Annotated in this window: 16 protein-coding genes and 1 pseudogene; 9 read left to right on the forward strand and 8 right to left on the reverse strand. The window is 42.7% G+C overall.

The features are described from left to right. Positions 1 to 3: 3 nt before the first annotated feature. The 3 genes from lptA (at position 4) to radA (ending at position 3,283) form a co-directional block, all read left to right on the forward strand. Positions 4 to 567 (forward strand): lipopolysaccharide transport periplasmic protein LptA, encoded by a 564-nt coding sequence (gene lptA / locus M0N77_RS04055; protein WP_371834185.1) that lies wholly within the window; start codon positions 4 to 6, stop codon positions 565 to 567. 226 nt (positions 568 to 793) lie between these two features. Further along, positions 794 to 1,519, forward strand: a complete 726-nt coding sequence (gene lptB, locus M0N77_RS04060; protein WP_353105562.1) for an LPS export ABC transporter ATP-binding protein — start codon at positions 794 to 796, stop codon at positions 1,517 to 1,519. A gap of 321 nt (positions 1,520 to 1,840) precedes the next feature. Next, positions 1,841 to 3,283: a DNA repair protein RadA gene (gene radA / locus M0N77_RS04065; RefSeq protein ID WP_353103769.1), complete on the forward strand. Its 1,443-nt coding sequence runs from the start codon at positions 1,841 to 1,843 to the stop codon at positions 3,281 to 3,283. 115 nt (positions 3,284 to 3,398) lie between these two features. Here the strand turns inward: radA and M0N77_RS04070 are convergent. Continuing rightward, positions 3,399 to 3,740, reverse strand: a pseudogene (locus tag M0N77_RS04070) (septal ring lytic transglycosylase RlpA family protein); the annotation flags it as partial. A 723-nt stretch (positions 3,741 to 4,463) separates the two neighbouring features. Then, on the reverse strand, positions 4,464 to 5,606 hold the full coding sequence (gene rodA / locus M0N77_RS04075; RefSeq protein WP_353103771.1) for a rod shape-determining protein RodA: 1,143 nt from the start codon (positions 5,604 to 5,606) through the stop codon (positions 4,464 to 4,466). A 385-nt stretch (positions 5,607 to 5,991) separates the two neighbouring features. Between rodA and M0N77_RS04080 the strand changes: the two genes are divergently transcribed. After that, the gene (locus M0N77_RS04080; protein WP_353103772.1) at positions 5,992 to 6,993 is read left to right on the forward strand and encodes a D-Ala-D-Ala carboxypeptidase family metallohydrolase; all 1,002 of its coding nucleotides are present in this window, start codon (positions 5,992 to 5,994) and stop codon (positions 6,991 to 6,993) included. Positions 6,994 to 7,053: 60 nt separating this feature from the next. Further along, on the forward strand, positions 7,054 to 7,620 hold the full coding sequence (locus M0N77_RS04085; RefSeq protein WP_353103774.1) for a hypothetical protein: 567 nt from the start codon (positions 7,054 to 7,056) through the stop codon (positions 7,618 to 7,620). Positions 7,621 to 7,673: 53 nt separating this feature from the next. Here the strand turns inward: M0N77_RS04085 and M0N77_RS04090 are convergent, their stop codons facing one another. The 3 genes from M0N77_RS04090 to M0N77_RS04100 all read right to left on the reverse strand — a co-directional run bounded on the left by M0N77_RS04090 (position 7,674) and on the right by M0N77_RS04100 (position 11,047). Beyond that, positions 7,674 to 9,221, reverse strand: coding sequence for a pitrilysin family protein (locus M0N77_RS04090; RefSeq protein WP_353103776.1), 1,548 nt, complete (start codon positions 9,219 to 9,221; stop codon positions 7,674 to 7,676). A 61-nt stretch (positions 9,222 to 9,282) separates the two neighbouring features. Then, on the reverse strand, positions 9,283 to 10,788 hold the full coding sequence (locus M0N77_RS04095) for a pitrilysin family protein (protein WP_353103777.1): 1,506 nt from the start codon (positions 10,786 to 10,788) through the stop codon (positions 9,283 to 9,285). Between the two features lie 67 nt (positions 10,789 to 10,855). Continuing rightward, positions 10,856 to 11,047, reverse strand: coding sequence for a hypothetical protein (locus M0N77_RS04100; protein ID WP_353103779.1), 192 nt, complete (start codon positions 11,045 to 11,047; stop codon positions 10,856 to 10,858). 996 nt (positions 11,048 to 12,043) lie between these two features. Here M0N77_RS04100 and ftsY point away from each other — a divergent pair. Further along, entirely contained in the window at positions 12,044 to 12,955 is a 912-nt protein-coding gene (gene ftsY, locus M0N77_RS04105; RefSeq protein WP_353105563.1) for a signal recognition particle-docking protein FtsY, read from the forward strand. Positions 12,956 to 13,025: 70 nt separating this feature from the next. Continuing rightward, a complete protein-coding gene (locus tag M0N77_RS04110) occupies positions 13,026 to 13,613 on the forward strand; it encodes a methylated-DNA--[protein]-cysteine S-methyltransferase (protein ID WP_353103781.1) in 588 nt (195 codons plus the stop codon). Positions 13,614 to 13,714: 101 nt separating this feature from the next. On the opposite strand, the gene M0N77_RS04115 is transcribed toward M0N77_RS04110, so the two are convergent. After that, a complete protein-coding gene (locus M0N77_RS04115; protein WP_353103782.1) occupies positions 13,715 to 14,464 on the reverse strand; it encodes a YebC/PmpR family DNA-binding transcriptional regulator in 750 nt (249 codons plus the stop codon). A gap of 229 nt (positions 14,465 to 14,693) precedes the next feature. On the opposite strand from M0N77_RS04115, the gene M0N77_RS04120 reads away from it, so the two are divergent. Then, positions 14,694 to 15,524, forward strand: coding sequence for an ion transporter (locus M0N77_RS04120; protein WP_353103784.1), 831 nt, complete (start codon positions 14,694 to 14,696; stop codon positions 15,522 to 15,524). Positions 15,525 to 15,545: 21 nt separating this feature from the next. On the opposite strand, the gene M0N77_RS04125 is transcribed toward M0N77_RS04120, so the two are convergent. After that, on the reverse strand, positions 15,546 to 16,841 hold the full coding sequence (locus M0N77_RS04125; RefSeq protein ID WP_353103785.1) for an AarF/ABC1/UbiB kinase family protein: 1,296 nt from the start codon (positions 16,839 to 16,841) through the stop codon (positions 15,546 to 15,548). A 159-nt stretch (positions 16,842 to 17,000) separates the two neighbouring features. Continuing rightward, positions 17,001 to 17,465 carry a type II 3-dehydroquinate dehydratase gene (aroQ, locus tag M0N77_RS04130; RefSeq protein WP_353105564.1) on the reverse strand — a complete coding sequence of 155 codons (465 nt, stop codon included), beginning with the start codon at positions 17,463 to 17,465 and terminating at the stop codon, positions 17,001 to 17,003. Between the two features lie 516 nt (positions 17,466 to 17,981). Between aroQ and M0N77_RS04135 the strand changes: the two genes are divergently transcribed. Next, positions 17,982 to 18,197 (forward strand): cold-shock protein, encoded by a 216-nt coding sequence (locus M0N77_RS04135; RefSeq protein ID WP_353103786.1) that lies wholly within the window; start codon positions 17,982 to 17,984, stop codon positions 18,195 to 18,197. The last annotated feature ends 233 nt before the right edge of the window (positions 18,198 to 18,430 follow it).

Consider the following 18,430-nt stretch of genomic DNA (forward strand, 5'->3'; position numbering starts at 1 on the left):
GTCATGAAATCATCCTTTTTACCTCGTCTTCATCTGTTAAAGAAGCGTTTGTCAGTAGCTCATTTGCGCTCATTGCCGGTAGTTATGCTGCTAGCCCTACCCATCTATAGTCACGCGCTGCCTTCTGATGCCAACCAGCCTATCAAGCTGTTGGCCGATAGAGCGACTTATAGCGAGAGCACAGGTGTTACTAGCTATTCAGGAACGGTAGTGATTACGCAGGGCACACTAAAATTGACCGCGGATAATATCACTGTCAATCTATCACAGCAGCGTAGTATTAATTCGGCAGTGGCTACGGGTCGTCCGGCTACTATGCAGCAAGTAGTGACCGCTGATAAAGGCTTAGCAAAAGGCCAAGCCAATAGGATTGATTATAATGCGGTGACTGGTATCATGACTTTGACCGGTAATGCCAAGTTAACTCAAAACGGCGCTAGTTTCGCCGGTAACGTCATACGCTATAGTCTCAAGGCCGGCGATGTTGAGGCGACGGCAGGCGGCAATCAGCGCGTAGAATTAATCTTCCCGCCCAATAGTAATACCAATCAAAGCGGCATACGCTAGATAGCTTAGCAGTAGATATTGACTTGATAAGTGCTATTTTTAGCTAGATAGTAAACCCTATAAATAACCATCGTGACAAATAGCACTTTTATAAAGACATTGTACAAAGGCTTTGTACAAACAGCCATTCATTTATAAGGTGCTAATAAAATATGAGTAAGTTATGACAGAGAATAGTGAAGCCAATCCTTTAGCTAATCGCGATACTGCTGCGACACAAACAGTGATGCCGCGCTTAGTGATGCAAAATCTAGGCAAGCGCTACGGCAAACGTTGGGTAGTCAAAGATGTCTCATTCTCTGTTGAGCAAGGCCAAGTGGTCGGATTATTAGGGCCTAATGGCGCTGGCAAGACCACTAGCTTTTATATGGTTGTAGGCCTAGTCAATATGGATAAGGGCCGCGTGACCTTAGGTAAAGTGGACTTATCCAAATATGCCATGCATGAGCGCGCTCGCGCAGGTATCGGTTATCTGCCGCAAGAAGCCTCTATCTTTCGCAAGCTCTCTATTGAGGATAATATCCTTGCTATTTTACAGACGCGCCGTGAATTATCAGCCAATGAGCAGCAACAAGAGCTTGAAAAACTAATTGGCGAGTTCCATCTAGAACATGTACGTAAGTCTTTGGGTATGAGCGTTTCGGGCGGTGAACGTCGGCGTTGTGAGATAGCAAGAGCTTTGGCTGCTGATCCAAAATTTATTTTATTAGATGAGCCTTTCGCTGGTGTCGATCCTATATCAGTAGGTGATATCAAAGAGGTTATCTTAACGTTGAAGAATCGCGGTATCGGAGTGCTTATCACTGATCATAACGTTCGTGACACGCTTGCCATTTGCGAAAAAGCTTATATCGTCTCAGAGGGCGCTATTATCGCTGAAGGCAGCGCGCAAGAGGTGTTAAGCAATGAATTGGTCAAATCCGTCTACTTGGGTAAAGACTTTCAGGTATAAATATTTTTAGTAAAAATTTGATGGGGTGAGGGTTTAAATAACTTACCCTATCAAATGCATTTTATCTTTTAGGCTTATAAGGCTCTTTAGTTGCTATATCATCATGGTATAAAGCTTTTTAATTGTTATGGTTCAACAGCATTTATCTTTAGTAAGTTCTATCATCTTCTACTGTTTTTATAGCTTTTATTAGCGATCCCTCATTTCTCTACAAGCAGTAATCACTGCTGTGTTTTAAATCCTATTTTACTAATCTCTCAAACCTTTTAGCTTATCGCCTTTTAATGTTTACGATTCATTATCGAATAAGGTTTATACACTATGGCAAAAAATAAAAGCAGCTATGTCTGCCAACATTGCGGCGCTCATTTTGGTAAATGGGCTGGGCAATGTACCGATTGTGGTGAATGGAATAGTTTAGTCGAGGCGCCTAATGTCAGTATGCCGCACCATAATAAAGGCTCAGCCAAATCAGCATCTAGTCGCGCTACGCCGCGTAGTACAGGCGCGCCAGCTGGCAACTATTCAGGGACTCACAGTGCGGTAATGCCGCTTAACGCGGTGAGCGTGACGTTAGACACCCGTTTACCTACTGGTATTGGTGAGTTTGATAGAGTACTCGGCGGCGGCTTGGTAGCCGGCTCAGTAGTGCTGATTGGTGGTGATCCGGGTATCGGTAAATCGACTATTTTACTGCAAACTGCCACTAACATGGCAAAGGCTGACTCGTTAGCCGGTAGCGCGCTCTATGTGACTGGCGAGGAGTCGCTTGCACAAGTAGCCATGCGCGCCAAACGTTTGGACTTGCCCGCTGATAGGCTGCGAGTGTTAGCAGAGACCAATGTCGAGACTATCTGTGCCGCGCTAACTCAAGAACAGCCTGCTATCGCTATTATTGACTCTATTCAAACCATTTATACTGACGCTATTAATTCTGCGCCAGGCGGCGTCAGTCAAATTCGAGAGTCAGCAGCTATTTTAACTCGCTATGCCAAGCAAACAGGTACCGCATTGTTTTTGGTCGGTCACGTCACCAAAGAGGGGACGCTAGCAGGGCCGCGAGTACTTGAACATATGGTTGATACCGTACTATACTTTGAGGGGCAATCCGACTCAAGATTTCGAATGATTCGCGCCGTCAAGAACCGTTTTGGCGCGGTCAATGAGCTGGGTATTTTTGGTATGACCGATATGGGGCTCAAAGAAGTCGCAAACCCTTCGGCGATATTTTTGAGCCGTTATGATAAGCCTGTAGCAGGATCAGTGGTGATGGTCAGTCGTGAGGGCACTAGGCCTTTGCTAGTTGAGGTGCAAGCCTTAGTAGATGATTCGCAAGGGCAACCAAGACGTATGGCGCTTGGTCTTGATTTTCAGCGAATGTCTATGCTACTAGCGGTAATGCACCGTCACGGCGGTATTCACACGAGTGGTCAAGATGTCTATGTCAACGTCGTAGGCGGGGTAAAGGTTATTGAGACTGGCTCTGATTTGGCAGTGCTATTAGCTTGTGCTTCGAGTATAAAGGAGAAGCCTCTGCCATCATCATTAGCGGTATTTGGGGAAGTGGGTTTATCAGGTGAGATTCGTCCCGTACCTAATGGGCAAGAGCGGCTAAAAGAGGCGATGAAGCATGGGTTTAAGCATGCTATTATTCCTAAGTCTAATGCACCAGCGGCCAATTCCCCGCAGTTTCAAGGTATCAATGTCATCGCTGTAGAGCGCTTAGATGATGCTATTGAAAGCGCTTTTGAGATCGATTTTTAAGCGCATGGTCTTTGACTAAGTTTGGTATAAAATAAAAGCGCCTAGTTCATGAACTAGGCGCTTTTATTATTTATATGATAAATAAGGATGAATAAGGACTAACTGATTGATAAAATTAAGGTCCTGAAACGCGCTCGATAGAGACGTTGCCGACCCCTTTACTAGTAATACCTAATTGTTTCGCGGCACCGTAGGATAAGTCCATCACGCGCTTACCATGAAAAGGACCACGATCATTTACTTTGACCACAACACTCTTACCATTCGTTTTGTTTGTAACTTTAACATAGCAGTTCAACGGCAAAGAGCGATGAGCAGCTGTTAAGGCATTCATGTCAAAGGTCTCACCACTAGCGGTTTTGCGACCATGGAACTTACGACCATACCATGAGGCTAGACCGGTTTGCTTAAACTTGCCGACTGAGTTAGAAGCCACTGCAGTCAGACGCTCAAGCACATCTTCATCATTGCTAACTTGTGAGGTATCAGTCGCTAACAATGAGCTATTGAGCGCTAATGAGGTAGGCTGACGGGCTGATTTTACTAAACTTGATGCGCTGTCATGCTGACGAGTTAACTCGCCTAAGACGCGATCAATATGAGAAGTGTTATCTTGTGACAATGCTGCTAATGAAGCATTTGTTTCGACGGCCTGCGCGTTGGACACTACTGCAGAGCCTGTAAATAAAACCACTGACATTGTAATCAAACCAGATAAACGCTTATTCATATATAACTCTCCAACATATACCCCAAAACTTAGTAGTAAAAATCTTTACCAATTATTTTCGCTGTTATTATATTTTTACAGCCATCAAAAAATAATCTTGTAAATACTAAGTTAGAGTAACTTTGTTTTTTAACCATTAGATAACAAATCATATAACCAGCAACGCACTATACGGACAAGCTATGACTTCATTATATACTTATGAAAAGTTGCTTAGCAGCTCTGTATAAGTTATGTACTAAAATAAGATTTAAACAGACTAACGCAATTAAATGTTAATAACAAGGAGAAAAACCTTACAGTATTATGTATATTATAATATAAATTAAGTATATCTAATTTATGACTGCTTTTATATTACTATTATTTCACAATGATATTATAAAAAAGTTATAAATAATAACTAAATATTCTACTGTTGTGCAGGGCTTATCTTAATTTGAAAGCAGTTTATACCGCTCTATGAGTATGAATAGACATCAATAAACCAAAGCCTGCCATCAAAGTTACGATAGCCGTGCCACCATAGCTGATAAAGGGTAGAGGGACTCCAACTACTGGCAAGATACCTCCTACCATGCCGACATTCACAAAAACATAGACAAAAAACGACATAGCAATAGCACCTGCTAATAGTCGACTATAAGTATCTGGATGGGTAAAAGCGATGAATAAAGCGCGGCTTAATAAACAGGCGTAAATAAACATCAATAAAATAACTCCTACCAAGCCAAACTCTTCTGAAAAAGCGGCAATAATAAAGTCGGTATGACCTTCTGGCAAAAAATGCAAATGCGATTGGGTGCCATCTAAATAACCTTTGCCTGTCATACCACCAGAGCCAATAGCAGTTTTTGATTGAATGATATTCCATCCAGCTCCTTGAGCATCAGCGTCAGGATTGAGTAAAGTTAATACTCGAGTACGCTGATAATCATGCAATAAAAAATGCCACGCAAAAGTCACTAAAGGTATAGACAAAGCGACCGCGCCGCCAATCCACCACCAAGACAGCCCCGCTAAAAACAACACAAAAATACCACTAGCGGCTACTAGTATTGAGGTGCCCAAATCAGGCTCTTTGGCGATGAGTAGCACCGGTATAATGATAAGTCCTAAGGTGCCAGCTATACTCATAAAAGAAGGAGGCAACTCACGCCTAGCTAAAAACCAAGCGCACATCATAGGCATACCTAGTTTCATAAACTCTGAGGGCTGCACGCTACCAAACCCTGGCAGATTTATCCAGCGCTGGGCGCCCATACGCACCTCGCCGATAAGATCAACTAGTACTAATAAAAACAAGCCTAAGACATAAAATATAGGCGTAAAGCTGCGATAAACACTGGGCGGAATTTGCGCCATAGTTATCATCACTATAAAGGCCACCACATAACTGACCATTTGGCGGATGACCATATCGACATTTTGTGTAGAAGCGCTATAAAGAATGGTCAAGCCAATACAGCACACTGCTAATAATAATAAAGTTAACCAAGGGTCAATATGAACACGTTGCCAAATATTGGGCTCATGTCTTTGCCCAAAGTGATGGCTTTGGCGGGAAAAGCGATATTGTAAATTAGATGACATAGAGTAAGTCGACTACTAAATAAGTAAAAAAGGGGAGTATATAAGACAAAATTTACAGCGGCTAATTATAAACGGCTAGCAAAAGTCACCTGATTATAAAAATTATGATGATAAATGTTAAACAGACCATTATTGACGATTATCGAAGGCAATAGTTTAGCTTGCTTAGTTAAAATTTGATAGTATCCATAATCTATACTATAGCAATAGTGCCAATAGCAGCGGCTAAGTATCTCGACTTAGCAGTATCGACCAGATGACTGTTAACTAGTGCTGCAACTGTTTTGAATACAGCATTAGTCATTAAGTGGTTTTGAGCCAATAGTACTAATAAGAGTTTTGAGCTAATCGTTCTAATAAAAGTTTTGGGTGGTAATTATTACATATGAACAATACAAAAAATAATGATGATAATGGCATCCATAACCATCACCGCTATCTAGATCAGTCCTATCTGAAAACCGCTAAATCCAATAAAACTACAGCTACCACCATAGCGACTATTGGGCAGCTGACCCTAGCAGCGATAGTTTGCGCTAGTAGTTTGCAAGCGCATGCCGCTATTTTAAATGATAGCAGCGAGCGCCGTATTCAAGTACGTCAAGGCAGCGCTAATCCTCAAGTCTATATTGCTCCTGCTAGTAATCCTACTAATAGCAACTATGCTATTAGCGGTGATAGTCTCCAAGGTTTAATAGAACAAAAAAGTCGTCAATACCATTTTGATGCTCAGCTCTCTATTGAAGAGAGTAAAAGACTTAGCACTACTAGGCGCGCGCCAAGTTATAATACCACCTACAATACTCAATATATTAACGATGAGTATTACGGTAATAGCGCGGCTGACTTCCAGCTTTGGTTAAGCAATAATCGTTTTCGTGCACAGGAAGTTGCCAATTATCAACGTTACTTGAGCTCGCGGCTCGGCGCACAAAACGTCCCGCCACTTGAGCAACTACTAACCACAGCTCGTAGCTGGAACCGCTGTGGCTACGAGCCTTTTCAGCTACCTCCGCAAGAGTTATGGGCAAATATTGTACCGACCTTACGCTTATATAGTCAGTTAAAAACTCAAGGTATTTTGCCAAGAAGTACTGAGATTCGCTCTGTATATCGTAGTCCTAATTTAAACGATTGTGCTGGCGGCGCTGATAATAGCAAACACATGACCGCTGGCGCGATGGACATCTGGGTGCCTGAATATGATGGCGACTTGTGGCAGCTTAGTCGTATGCAAGATAGTTTATGCCAATTTTGGCAATACCAAGGCCAGTCTATGGATTTTGGCTTAGGGTTATACTCGACAGGAGCGATTCATCTAGATACTCAAGGCTACCGAAAATGGGGCTTTAATAACACTAGTAGCAGCTTTGCTTGCCGGTATTAGTATATGACTAGCTTATTATCTATTGTCTATTATTTGAGATATCGAGTATAAATACCGGCTATGCAAAATCTGAAAAAAACGAACCATTGGCTTTATCAGCGTCATAGCGATAACGACATTGATAGAGCTAGGTTAATAAAAAAACCATTAGCGGCACTGATAATAATGCTAGGCGGGATGAGTATTAGTGGCTGTGAGCCTGCTGATGATGTCGAAAACAATAGCTCGATTATAGCCTCTGAGCAAAGAGCACAAAACCTAAAAGTAAGCGCAGATATAGAAGATAAGATTATCAATTCTTACGCTCGCGTGGCATCCAAGCATGCCCATATCTGCCCAAAGCTCATTCAAAAACAACTAGACAATAGCGTTATTGAGCGCACAGCTGAGGTGATGATAAAAGACAGCTGTGATTATTTCTTATATCCTAAGATTGGTGAGCAGATAGCTGTCAGCCTCGATAATGATCAAATCGAGGCTTTATTAATTACTCCCAGAACTTATAACTTTGCTAACGGCGGTTATGAAGTTACCTCCTACGATAAGCACGTCATCCGCTTGGCCTATAACGGCGCTGGTTATAAGCCTGAGAATTTTCGTTATGATGTGGCTATTACCATAGAGTAGCTACTACCATAAATGAATACACCATAAAAAACTAATAGGCGCTGTATTTATCATCATTTACTACTCTCTTTAATACGGTTATTTAGCTGTGGATCATCTGCGCCTACAGTGACGATCAAAAACTTATTGGGATCTAAAGTTTGACGCAAAGTCTCATTAACCTCTGATAACTCAACTTTATCGATACGGCTGATATAGTCGCTTAAGTAGCTATCGGGTAGTTGATAAAAATTCATCATGCCAAGCAGCCCATTAATCCCCGCATTACTAGCAAAACCCATCGGAAAGCTGTTTTTTAAATTATCAGTCGTCAAGCGCATCTCAGCGCTAGTAATGCCTTTATCCAAAGTCTCATTGATAACCTCTAAGCTTGCGTCAATAGCGGCGCGAGTTTTATCGGTGCGAGTCGAAAATCCAATCTTATAAGGCCCACGCGCTAGCATTGGATTCATTGAGCCTGAGATACCATAAGTATAGCCCAAGTTTTGGCGAATCTGAGTCATTAGCCTAGCATTAAAATTCCCACCAGCTAATACCTCGTTACCTACGGTAAAACTCGTTTGTTGCTGCTGAGCGATAGGATCGGTAGCGCGCTTACTGCCAAGTTGCCCCATTAGTACCGTAGTTTGACTACTAGGAAAGTCGATATGAATATGCTTTGCTTGAGTTAAAGCTTTAGGCTCAGGTAACTGCGCGGCTGCTTGTCCTTTTGGTAGATCCTCTGTGATAGCGTTCGCTAGCTTCTTTGCCTCAGCCAGTGTCAAATTACCCGTCATCGCCACCGAAGCATTTGCCGCCACTAAGTAGCGGTTTTTGAAAGCGAGTAAATCCTTTTGGCTAAGAGTAGGCACAGTATCGAGAGTACCGGATGCTGGGTGAGCATAAGGATGGTCACCATATAAGGCATTATTAAAAGCAAGACTGGCAAGGCTACCAGGATCTTGTTTTTGCTGCTGCAGACCGACTAGTAGCCGAGCCTTATTGCGCGCCAAAATCTGCTCATCAAAGCTAGGCTCGGTTAGTATTTGAGTCATTAAATCGATAGCGGGCAATAAATGCTCATCATCGGATAAGCTTCTTAGTGAGACGATAAACATATCTTTATAAGCGCTACTGTTTAGATGAATTCCTAAAGTTTCAACGGCGCGAGTAAAGGCATCTTCATCCAAGCTTTTAGAGCCTTGAGTCAGCATTGTCGCTGTCATATTGGCAATCCCAAAACCTTGCTTACGGATATCGCCATCACGGGCGCTACCAGCGTTGAAGCGCAAGTCGATATCGACGATAGGTAGGGCATCGCTGCGTACAAAGGAGACCGGCACTCCATTGCTAGTAGTGAAGTGCTCAATATCAGGCACAGTCACTTTTAAGGGAGCAACGTTATCAAGGCTAGTGAGTGTCGATAAAGCAGCAATAGGCGCGCTGCTATCTACATCTGCTGCTGAGCCTCTGTACTCCTCAGCCATACTAGTATCCGCTAACGCAGGATTGGCTAATACCAATAGTCCCAACAGCAAGCTACGGGTTAAAGTGGCGACTAAAGGGTTTTTATTAGCTGGTACTGTCATTGTCTTAGCATCTAGCAAGGGTTTATTTTTCATAACTGGTTTCTTATTAATGGTTTTTTTATCAATGGTTTTGTTATTAATAGGTATACTGGGGTCAATGACTGTTTTTGGCTGCTTTATCAGTATTAGTATTATCTGTGCTGTTAGGCGGCACAATATGCATAACCGTTAGATTGTCCTTGACTAGATATTTTTTGCTAGCGGCGTGGATATCTGCCACAGAGATCTCATCGAGCTTCGCCGGCAGAGTAGCCACTATTCGATCATCAATACCGATGGTCTGTAGCGAACCTATCATCCTCGCTTGACCGGCCATACTATCTTGCGCGTAGACTAGCCCCGTCACGGTATTGGTTTTAGCGCGAGCGATCTCATCGGCATCGATAGGGTCAGTAGCAAGCTTGTCAATCTCAGCCGTAATAGCTTGCTGCGCTTCATCTAAGCTTACACCTTCACGCGGAGTGGCTTGAATAAGAAACAAACCATCACCGCGATCAAATAAATCATAAGAAGTGCCGACGCTAGTGAGCAGGTTTTGTTCGCGTATTAAGCGCTTCTCAAGCCTAGCTGACAAGCCGCCATCCAATACATCTTGCGCTAAAGATAAAGCGTAAGCTTGGTTTTCATTACCTGCGCCTACTGTCAGCAGACTTGGCACGTTATAGCCCATTAATAATACTGGCACTTGTACCGCTTGCTCTGAGTCAACTTTTTGATAGCCGCGAAAGCCTGATTGACGGACGGCGGGACGCTTAGGAAGCGGGCTTGGTTTTAAATCGCCAAAGTAGCGTTTAACTTGCGCCAATACCTCTTTTGGCTGCACGTCACCTACGATAACTAAAGTGGCATTGTTGGGCGCGTACCAAGCTTTATACCAGTCTTTGAGCTCGTCAAGAGTGATAGATTCAAGCTCGGCCATAGGGCCAATTACCGATTCGCCTTTTGGACTATCCGGCAAGGCCAGCAGACGAAAAGACTCGTAAGCTTTAGCCAGCGGATTATCATCAGTACGCTGACGGCGCTCCTCCATCACCACTTGATGCTCTTTGGCAAACTCATCCTCATTAAATAATAAATTGGTCATGCGATCCGCTTCAAGCTCGAGCGCTAGCGGCAAGCGATTGGCGGGAAATAGCTCATAGTAACCGGTGTAGTCATAGCTAGTAAAAGCATTGTTGACGCCGCCAAATTTGGCAATCAAACGCTCATAATCGTCGCTTGACACGTTGGAGGTGCCCTTAAACATCATATGCTCAAGCAAATGCGAGATGCCGCCTTTATCTACCGGCTCATCAGTGGAGCCAACCCGATACCAGATCTGAGTCATCGCTACCGGCGCGCGGTGATCTTCTTTAATAATGACTTTGAGACCATTAGCCAATTGATACTCATGACGGCCGGACAGATCCATTTCCAGCTCAGATGAACCGCTAGTCGCATCGTTAGAAATTGCGGTATTAGTAGCTGTTTTATTTTCTGAGCCAGAGCCCATCGTGGTGGTTTGACAAGCAGTAAGCGTAGCCGCTAGTGTCAAAGCGCAAGCTAGACGTAGTGACAGAGTAGTCGGCGACATTAAAAAGGTAAACGGCTTAGCAAGCATAGTATTCTCAAAGTATTTTTAAATGATAAAAACGATAATTAAGGCAAAAGTAAAAAAACAGCAGTGATTAAATCGACTTATGACCACCAACCATAACGCTAGCGGTAGGTTTAAAACCTTGGGTAGTATTACAGCCACTAGTGGCTAAAGCAGTCATGGCGATAGCTAGGACTAAACTGCTAGTCATAACAATATTAGAGATATTAGCTTTAGGCTGGCGTTTTTCATTAAGATTTTGATTTAAGAGCTTCGATGACATTGGCGTTCCTGATGATTAAAACCTTAATAACCACTCATTAAGGCAAACAAGTAATAAAAAAGAGAATAGCGCTTTTTACAAAATAGCGGTATTTATAACTTATAAAGACTACTTTTGCATAGTTTGATGACTATAAATTATAGGTCCTAAGCATAGGCGAATAGAGCCTAAACTAAGGTCAGAGTTTTGTGTCCAAATCTTAAGCGAAGCTTTCGTAATCTAGCTATCTCTTAGCGCTAGCTATTAGTATCTATCTTAGCAAATAAGCACTAAGTATTAACCAGACGCTACTAATGATAATAGGCCATTTTAAGCAAATATAACGCTCAGCAATGAGCTATAGCTGAATTATGATAAACTAAGGCAAACTGCACTAAACTTGTAAACGCTGCAATAGAGAGTTTTTTATAAAAAATAAACTAACTAAAGCCATATTAATCATTTGATAAATTTTAGGGCCAACCTATGAACAATGCTGATAATCCCAATCGTGTAGTCATCAACCTAGATGGCGACTTTGATGACTTAGATGACGATGATATTACCTTACCCAGTTTGCCGGCGCAATCGGTAGCTATTATTGATAAGGCGAAGACAGCTAGCAGCACTACTGAGACTAATAAAGCGGCTGAGCAGACCGGTGCTTCTGACAAGGTTACTTCTGCTACGCAAGTGGGAAATATAGCGCTAGGCTCGCCTATTTTATCTCCTGAAACAGAGCACTCAAAAGCTCAAACCTCAAGTCCAGCAGCAGACGTAGCGATTAGTCATCACAATGTCAAAGCCATTAATACTGTTACTGAGACAGCTACTGCTCATAAAACTAGCAATGACTCAGCTAAAGCTTTACCGCCTAAAATGCCACTACAAGAGCAATTAGGTGACAGCTCTAACAAAGATAATCCTAGTCCTAATACCGCGTCTGTAGCGCAAGAAAACAATGAACCAACGACTGAGGAATCGGCCGCTCGCAAAAAGGGCAGCTGGTTCAACCGTATGAAGTCAGGTCTGAGTAAGTCGCGTAAGAATTTGGCTGAGGGTATGGTCAGTATTCTTATTGGTGGTAAAGAGATTGATGATGAGCTATTAGAAGAGGTTGAGGATCAATTATTGGTGGCAGACATCGGTGTCAATGCGACCAACCGTATTATCAAAAGCTTAACCGAGCAGACCGCTCGCGGCGATTTGATCTATGCGCATTCTTTATATAAAGCGCTGCAAAGCGAGCTGGTCGATATTTTAGCGCCAAAAGTTGCCCCATTAGTGATTGATACCAGCAAAAAACCCTTTGTCATTTTGGTAGTAGGCGTCAATGGTGTCGGTAAAACCACCACTATTGGTAAGCTTGCCAAACGCTTACAAGGCGAGGGTAAATCGGTGATGCTGGCCGCTGGTGATACTTTTCGCGCCGCTGCTACTGAGCAGCTACAAATTTGGGGTGAGCGTAATAATATTCCGGTAGTTGCACAAGGCCATGGCTCTGATAGCGCCTCAGTAATCTTTGATGCCATGCAATCAGCGAAAGCCAAAAACATCGATGTATTAATAGCGGATACCGCTGGGCGTCTGCAAAATAAAACTCATCTAATGGCGGAATTAGAAAAAGTAGTACGCGTGATGCGTAAAGCCGATGAAACTGCGCCGCATGAAGGGATGATTGTACTTGATGCAGGCACGGGCCAAAACGCCATTAATCAAGTGGAGCTCTTTAACAAAGCCGTACCGCTGACGGGTATCACTATCACTAAGCTTGACGGCACTGCAAAAGGCGGGGTGGTCTTCAATATTGCTGAAACTACGGATGTGCCTATTCGCTATATTGGTGTTGGTGAGTCCATTGACGATTTGCGCTCATTTAGTCCCAAACAATTTGTGGCAGCGTTATTTGAGACCGATGACAAAGAGTAGCGGTTAAAGCTATTGCTTAGCTACCGTGTCTAAAATATAAAATAGTGGTTTTTTAGGTTAAGGAGTCATGATGCTAGTTACCATAACCAATTTGCAAACCTATCACTTAGTATTGATGGTGACAGAGACTAACGCACGTTCAACTAGCGATGAGTCGCCAAAGCTTGCCGAGGTGAGCTGGCTGAGCAAAGATCAGTGGTGGACAGACTCAAAGTCATTTAGCAAACTCAAGACGCATTATAAGTTAACTGATAATGACTTTAAGTTTATTGATAAAAATAGCCTAAGCATAAATGATCCAGCCCAAGCTTTACTACTCAAAACTATCGGTCAAATCCATGAGTACGCTATGGAGGAGAGAAAAGAGTTTGAGCTGCCACTAGATTTATCATTGGGCACTAAGTTTCAACAACAGGTCTGGCGCGAGCTACAACAGATTAAGCACGGCGACACGATAAGCTATGCCACTTTAGCCCGCCGTATCGGTAATCCTAAAGCCTGCCGAGCTGTCGCTAATGCTAATGGCAAAAATCCCTTTAGTCTCATTATTCCTTGTCACCGAGTCATTGCTAGTGACGGCAGGCTTGGCGGCTATACCGGTGGTGTTGATAAAAAACAGTACTTACTAGCGCTTGAAGGAGTGAAGTGTAAAATCTAAAAATAAATTTTCTAACCAATAAAATAGGCCAAACGCTGATAACGTTTGGCCGGCTTGTATTTATAGCTATTTATTTCTAAACGGGTTACGCTGTCAACTCATTATGACTCTAACTGCGCCATCACCTCATCTGAGATATGCACATTGCTATAGACTTCTTGCACATCGTCTATGTCCTCTAACATATCGATCATTTTCATTACCTTTTCAGCATCGTCGACATTATCAATCTCTGCACTGGTGGAGGGGGCCATAGTGACCTCGGCATTATCAGAGACTAAGCCCGCTTGATTGAGGGCATCTTTGACCTTACCAAAATCCTCCCACTCGGTAATGACTACTAATGACTCGCCATCGTTTTCGACATCTAATGCTCCAGCATCAAGGGCAGCAAGCATCACCTCATCCTCAAGGCTTATATCATCGAAACGAATCTCGCCGCGCTTGGTAAATAAATAAGCGACTGAACCGCTAGTGCCCAAATTACCGTCAAATTTGGTGAAAGCATGGCGTACTTCACTGACGGTACGGTTAAGATTATCCGTCATCGTCTCTACTAGTACCGCCACGCCGCCGACTCCGTAGCCCTCGTAACTGACTTCTTCCATGTTTTCATTATCGCCGCCGCCAGTACCGCGATCGACAGCCCGATTAATAGTATCGCGGGTCATATTGACAGAAAGCGCCTTTTCGATGACTGCACGCAAACGTGGGTTTTTATCAGGATCAGCATCGCCTTGCTTGGCAGCTGAGACAATCTCACGAATTATTTTGGTAAATATTTTGCCTCTTACCGCGTCTTGACGGGCTTTTCTATGTTTGATGTTTGCCCATTTGGAATGACCTGCCATATTACATCCTTAAAATTGACTTAAATAGCTTACGTCTGAGTGTGCGATTTGTATATTGTTGAAAGCCATTTTTTGCTACACTGTGACAATATGTCCTAGCATGAGTGAGCACGCAAATTAGCTTTAGCGGATGAATAATATTATAAACCACTTAGCGCTATTTTGACAAAAGCCCTTTAGCAACTTCTTTTTTTATCAGATTAACACTTTCATTTAAGCCCCAAATTCTATGAAGCAACCTACCGCTGAAGCCATTACTCATTTACGTAACCGTATCCATATTATTATTGAGGGTACAGATACGCGCTTGGGTAAGCTTTTTGACATCGTATTGTTGATTGCCATTTTAGCCAGTGTCGCTGTGGTCATGCTCGATAGTGTGCTCTATATGCGTTTGCAATATGGCACTATATTCTTTTATGCAGAATGGTTTTTTACCATTTTATTTACTATTGAATATGCTCTAAGACTATTTTCAGCGCCCAATCGCTTGCGTTATGCCTTTAGTTTTTTTGGGATAGTGGACTTGTTATCGGTGCTACCGAGTTATTTGAGTTTATTATTTGTCGGCGTGCAGTACCTATTGGTTATTCGCATACTACGTATCTTGCGGGTGTTTCGCGTACTCAAGCTCAAGGCCTACATGCAGCAAGCTGGGTTTTTGGCATCAGCACTCAAGACTAGCCAACAAAAAATCACCGTTTTTTTCTTATCCTTAGTGCTGCTGGTGACTATTTTTGGCTCTATTATTTATGTGGTAGAAGGTCCAGAAAACGGCTTTACTAGTATACCAGTGTCTATTTATTGGGCCGTTGTCACCGTGACCACTACCGGTTATGGCGATATGTCACCAAAAACGCCGATAGGTCAGGCTATCGCATCGATGGTAATGATAACGGGTTATTCCATTATTGCAGTGCCCACCGGTATTTTTACCGCTGAGCTTGCCCGCAATATGCGCCCACAGCTAAACCCTATAGCTTGCCCAAATTGTGGTAAATTTGGCCATGCGGTAAACGCAGAGTTCTGTGATCGCTGTGGTCATGCCTTACATATATAGCAGTTTTTATCTTATCTCTCATTATAGGTATTGATGCACAAGTGGCGAGAGATCAATCTTAACGCCCAAATTTACCAAGTTCCAATACTGTCCTGAGACCGTTCGATCAAGCATCATAGTGGTCGCTGATGGCTGAAACTGACCAAAATACTTAAGCGAGGTGCGCATTTGAGTAATCGCTTCGTGATGCACTTGACTGTCTGCAAAATCAAACGCTCCTTTATGATAAGGGGCGATAGACAAAGGCTTAAGACCGATTGCAAGCCACTCTTGATAAAACTCGCTCGGAACCTGTTTTTCATCTTCACGGCGAATCCCTAAAGCGATTAAATCTTGCTCCAAAGCTGTCACATCAGATCTGACGGCATGTTTGGCAAAGCGCTTAAATAGCTTTACTTCACTATCGCTATAGCTACGAATACCGCCAAAATCATAAGCAATTACGCTACCATCAGGGCGAAAAGCAAAGTTACCCGGGTGTGGATCACAATGCATCCGATATAAGTTAAAAAGCTGTCCGGCGCTAAAGTGAAATAAACGCTCAGCTATTTTTTGCTTAATCTCATTATCCCAGGTCGCTGCTACCGCTAAACTCTCACCCATCTCTTCAGTCAAAGTCAAGATACGTTTTGAGGAATGACTGCCAATGACTTTAGGAATAATAAGCCCCGTGTCATCAGCATGAAACGCGCCAAAGACTCTTAAGTTATGCGCCTCTTTAATATAATCAAGCTCGTCATGGAGGCTATCACGTATCTCATCAAACAACTGGTTTTGTAGCTCGCGGCTCATATTAAGGACGCCGGCGATCTTAAGTGCCATGCGTACTTGTTTTAGATCGCTATCACAGTTTTCATCGACATCAGGATATTGCACTTTGACCACAACGTTTTGGCCAGAAGGCAGGGTGGCTTTGTGCACCTGCCCAATGGAGGCGGCGGCGAATGGCACTTCTTCAAACTCAGCAAATAACTTATCAATAGGCGCTTTTAGCTCGCGCTCTACTTGCGAGCGTATTTGCGAATAAGGCATAGGCGGCGCATCTTTTTGCAGCTTTTCAAGAGCAGCAGCTACCTCAGGCGGAAAAACATCTTTATACTGCGAGGCGATTTGACCAACTTTCATCACCGCGCCTTTCATCTCACCAAGCGTTCCTGCGATTTGTACCCCGACATCTTGCATCAACTCTGAGCGGGCAAGTAACCTTTTTTCTTCGTCACTGGAGAGATGCTTTAAAGAGTTTTTAGCGGCTTTGCCTGCAATGCTTGCGGTCATACCTGCAAGCTTCATAAAGCGTTTTCCGGACGTTTTTGCCATTCATATCACCATCTGTAGAGTAGTTATTAACGGGTCGTAGTACTGCTGATTTGTATCATCGATTGCTAGCTGTGTTATTAAGGCATTTTTGTTTTAATCAAGCGCTCAGCCTTTAAATAGTAGTCGCCTTTACGTCAACCAAGACACAAAAGTCAAAATTTAAGCTGGCTGATAAAGATTATTCAACCAATATTGCAAGGCCATCTGATAGCCTAGATGCCCTAAACCGCAAATCACGCCGGTCGCCACATCGCTTAGATAAGAGTGCTGACGAAAGCGCTCGCGGCTATGGACATTGGAGAGATGTACTTCTATAAAAGGCTTTTTTGTGGCTAATAGAGCGTCGCGAAGCGCTACTGAGGTATGAGTAAAAGCGCCAGGGTTGATGATAATAGCGTCAACTTGGGCTGCTAGCTCTGCCAATAAACCATAGTGTTGAATCTCATCGACCAGCTGTCCTTCATGATTGGATTGAATGCAGATTAGCTCAACATGGTGTTTGGCCGCATGTGCTATTGCACGCGCTTCTATATCGGCTAAAGTAGTATGCCCATATATCTCAGGCTCACGCTTGCCAAGTAGATTTAGATTAACGCCGTTGATTAATAATAATTTGCGCGTCATCGCGGTTTTAGCAGTATTATTTAAAGCGGCATCTGCCTTACTAGACTGGTGGTCTAGCGGCTTAGTAGACTGGGTTTTTTTGGAATCAAGTTCAGTAGAGGAGGTCATGATTTTCTCAATAAAAATAATAGGTAGCATCGTCTTAAACAATCAAAATAGAAGCAAAAATCAATCATTACTAGCCATTTGACTGCTTAATAGCCAATTATAATAACAGCTTAGACAAAAATTGATAAAAAAATTATCCAAAATCGATTATAGCGCGCAAAAATAGTATCAAAAGCCTTTAAGTTACTAAATACCCGTGCTATGATATTTTTAAGCAACATACCTTACAAATTTATTACTGGTAAGTTCAATAATGATTTAGGTAAGTAGCTTATGGTCTAATAAATACCATTCGATTTCTATTTTATGTAGAGATTTTAAAATTCTAATATCATCATCTTAGTACTCGCTTATATGCAATGTTGCAAAGGAATTCGGGGCTAAGCGCACTGTTTAGGAAGTCTTATTATGTCAGCTCGTGAACAAGGTATCGTTAAGTGGTTTAATGACTCAAAAGGTTTTGGTTTCATTCAACGTAATGGCGGCGAAGATATTTTTGTCCATTTCCGCGCTATTCAAGGTGATGGTTATCGCTCTTTGAAAGATGGTGAAAAAGTAGAATTCAGTGTGGTTGAAGGCGATAAAGGTCTGCAAGCTGAAGAAGTCAGAAAATTAGAAGAGTAATCCATTTAGCAGTTGTGGCATTTTGTCATTACGCTAGCAGTAACTACTGCTATACTACTGAGTCAAACCGCTCTTATCTAACCGATAATGCATATAGCATGTATAGGTGAAGATAAGCTCATAGGTTTGACTCTTTTTCGTTTTGGAGCGGTATAAAAATAAACGCCTTCAAAAACGGCTAGCATTTGCTACATAAGTGCTCAATGTTAGAAGCGCTTAACTCACAAGGATAA

It is taken from the genome of Psychrobacter sp. AH5 (genome assembly GCF_040371085.1).
In the GTDB taxonomy this organism is placed as follows: Bacteria; Pseudomonadota; Gammaproteobacteria; order Pseudomonadales; family Moraxellaceae; genus Psychrobacter.

What these genes read in the sequence shown, in the direction of transcription:
- lptA (WP_371834185.1), top strand. Translation starts at nt 4, where the DNA reads ATGAAATCATCCTTTTTACCTCGTCTTCATCTGTTAAAGAAGCGTTTG.
- M0N77_RS04095 (WP_353103777.1), bottom strand. Translation starts at nt 10,788, where the DNA reads ATGCTTGCTAAGCCGTTTACCTTTTTAATGTCGCCGACTACTCTGTCA.
- M0N77_RS04090 (WP_353103776.1), bottom strand. Translation starts at nt 9,221, where the DNA reads ATGAAAAATAAACCCTTGCTAGATGCTAAGACAATGACAGTACCAGCT.
- M0N77_RS04080 (WP_353103772.1), top strand. Translation starts at nt 5,992, where the DNA reads ATGAACAATACAAAAAATAATGATGATAATGGCATCCATAACCATCAC.
- M0N77_RS04120 (WP_353103784.1), top strand. Translation starts at nt 14,694, where the DNA reads ATGAAGCAACCTACCGCTGAAGCCATTACTCATTTACGTAACCGTATC.
- M0N77_RS04085 (WP_353103774.1), top strand. Translation starts at nt 7,054, where the DNA reads ATGCAAAATCTGAAAAAAACGAACCATTGGCTTTATCAGCGTCATAGC.
- aroQ (WP_353105564.1), bottom strand. Translation starts at nt 17,465, where the DNA reads ATGACGCGCAAATTATTATTAATCAACGGCGTTAATCTAAATCTACTT.
- lptB (WP_353105562.1), top strand. Translation starts at nt 794, where the DNA reads ATGCCGCGCTTAGTGATGCAAAATCTAGGCAAGCGCTACGGCAAACGT.
- M0N77_RS04110 (WP_353103781.1), top strand. Translation starts at nt 13,026, where the DNA reads ATGCTAGTTACCATAACCAATTTGCAAACCTATCACTTAGTATTGATG.
- M0N77_RS04115 (WP_353103782.1), bottom strand. Translation starts at nt 14,464, where the DNA reads ATGGCAGGTCATTCCAAATGGGCAAACATCAAACATAGAAAAGCCCGT.
- ftsY (WP_353105563.1), top strand. Translation starts at nt 12,044, where the DNA reads ATGAAGTCAGGTCTGAGTAAGTCGCGTAAGAATTTGGCTGAGGGTATG.
- radA (WP_353103769.1), top strand. Translation starts at nt 1,841, where the DNA reads ATGGCAAAAAATAAAAGCAGCTATGTCTGCCAACATTGCGGCGCTCAT.
- M0N77_RS04125 (WP_353103785.1), bottom strand. Translation starts at nt 16,841, where the DNA reads ATGGCAAAAACGTCCGGAAAACGCTTTATGAAGCTTGCAGGTATGACC.
- rodA (WP_353103771.1), bottom strand. Translation starts at nt 5,606, where the DNA reads ATGTCATCTAATTTACAATATCGCTTTTCCCGCCAAAGCCATCACTTT.
- M0N77_RS04135 (WP_353103786.1), top strand. Translation starts at nt 17,982, where the DNA reads ATGTCAGCTCGTGAACAAGGTATCGTTAAGTGGTTTAATGACTCAAAA.
- M0N77_RS04100 (WP_353103779.1), bottom strand. Translation starts at nt 11,047, where the DNA reads ATGTCATCGAAGCTCTTAAATCAAAATCTTAATGAAAAACGCCAGCCT.